The sequence below is a fragment of the Henriciella sp. genome (assembly GCF_049649345.1).
In the GTDB taxonomy this organism is placed as follows: Bacteria; Pseudomonadota; Alphaproteobacteria; order Caulobacterales; family Hyphomonadaceae; genus Henriciella.
The window spans coordinates 1-1,908 of sequence record NZ_JBARZC010000471.1; the positions used below are offsets into that span (position 1 = coordinate 1).

Below are 1,908 nucleotides of genomic sequence, written 5' to 3' on the forward strand. Positions count from 1 at the left end.
CTCAAAGATAGGCGGCATCGACCGTATCCGTTACACGACCAGCCATCCGCGCGATATGGATGACGACCTTATCGCCGCGCATGGCGAAGTGTCGGAGCTGATGCCCTTCCTGCACCTGCCGGTTCAGTCGGGCTCGGACCGGATCCTGAAAGCGATGAATCGCGGCCATACTGCCGAGCACTATCTAGACATCATGCACAAGATGCGTGATGCGCGCCCTGACATGGCGCTCGCTTCCGATTTCATCGTCGGCTTTCCCGGCGAGTCCGACCAGGATTTCGAAGACACGATGAGCCTTGTGCGCGAAGTCGGCTACGCCATCGCCTATTCGTTCAAATATTCTCCGCGCCCCGGCACACCCGCCGCCGACATGTTCGGCCATGTGCCCGACGAGGTCGCGACCGAGCGCCTCCATCGCCTCCAGGCGCTTCTCTGGGAACAACAGCGTGCGTTCAACGCTTCCAAGATCGGGCAAACGATACCCGTGCTGGTGACCGGAAAGGGCCGTATGGACGGACAGATGCATGGCCGCAGCCCATGGCAGCAGGCGATCCATTTTGATGCGCCAGCCACGACGCTCGGCCAGATCGTGGATGTGAAAGTCGTGGGCGCGACATTGAATTCGCTCGCAGGCGAATATGCAGCTGTGGTGGAGGTTGCCTGATTTGAAAGGCACGATCACCCGCCTCTATTCGCCGGATAATTCAGACCAGCTTCAGTCGATCTGCGGGCCACAGCACCGCAACTTGATGAAGCTTGAGATGGCTTTTATTGACGGGAAGCTCGAAGCCGAGAGCCAGGGCGGCAGCATCAAGCTGACCGGCTCGACCGATGCTGTCTCGAATGCTGAGGCGACGCTCGCCGCTTTCGAGCGGATGCTCAAAGCCAATCCCGATGCTGGTGAGGACGCCTTTGAAGGGGCTATCGACCAGGCCCGCGCGCCAGCCGAGTCCTACGGGTCTCTTTCAGGCTTGCGCGTGCCTGTCATGCCGCAGACCAAGACGCAGGCGAGATATATCGACCTTCTGACCCGGCCTGGCACCGACCTCGTTTTCGGAACCGGCCCGGCCGGCACCGGCAAGACCTTTCTGGCTGTTGCAGCCGGCGCCGCAGAGCTTCGCAAGAAGACCAAGGAGCGGCTGATCATCACGCGCCCCGCTGTCGAGGCCGGCGAAAATCTCGGCTTTCTGCCTGGCGATCTTGAGGAAAAGGTTGAGCCCTATCTCCGGCCCATCTGGGACGCGCTGAACGAAGTGCTCGGCGCCGATCATGTCGAGCGGATGCGGGAGAAGAAGATCATAGAGGTGGCCCCGCTCGCCTTCATGCGCGGGCGCACGCTCAAGAACGCCTTCGTCATCATGGATGAAGCCCAGAATGCCACGATCGGTCAGACCAAGATGGTGCTGACGAGACTTGGCCGCGACAGCCGCATGGTTGTCACCGGTGACCCGGGCCAGGTCGACCTGCCGCCCAAAACATCCTCCGGTCTTGCCCACGCGCTCAAAATTCTCGAGGGCGTCGAAGGCGCCGGCTTTGTCGAGTTCACCGCTGCAGATGTGCGCCGACATGCCCTCGTATCGCGCATCATCCGCGCCTATGACCGCGATGGAGCCGCCGGACAATGAGTGTGACGCTCGATCTGCGCATCGAAGAAGAAAAATGGACCGAGACAGTGGCGGAGCTGAGCTCTGTCTGTGAAACTGCGCTTGCGGCTGGCCACTCCATGACAGGCAAATCCGGCGAGGTCGGCCTGCTCCTGACAGATGACGCCGAGATGCAGCAGCTCAATCGCGACTGGCGCAGCAAGGACAAACCGACCGATGTCCTCTCCTTTCCGGCTGGCGAAATGGAAGCGCCCTTCCTGGGCGATATTGCCGTCGGCTATGGCATCGCCTCGGCGGATGCGGC

At 61.3% G+C, this 1,908-nt stretch carries 3 protein-coding genes; all 3 read left to right on the forward strand.

Features of this window, described 5'->3' with window-relative positions:
- Nucleotides 1–664, forward strand: a 664-nt coding sequence (locus WA989_RS13020) for a radical SAM protein (RefSeq protein WP_424340920.1), incomplete at its 5' end; no start/stop codon positions are given.
- Between the two features lies 1 nt (nt 665).
- Nucleotides 666–1,625 (forward strand): PhoH family protein, encoded by a 960-nt coding sequence (locus WA989_RS13025; RefSeq protein ID WP_424340921.1) that lies wholly within the window; start codon nt 666–668, stop codon nt 1,623–1,625.
- The coding region (ybeY, locus tag WA989_RS13030) for an rRNA maturation RNase YbeY (RefSeq protein ID WP_424340922.1) at nt 1,622–1,908 on the forward strand (287 nt) is incomplete at its 3' end. The genes WA989_RS13025 and ybeY, both read left to right, overlap by 4 nt.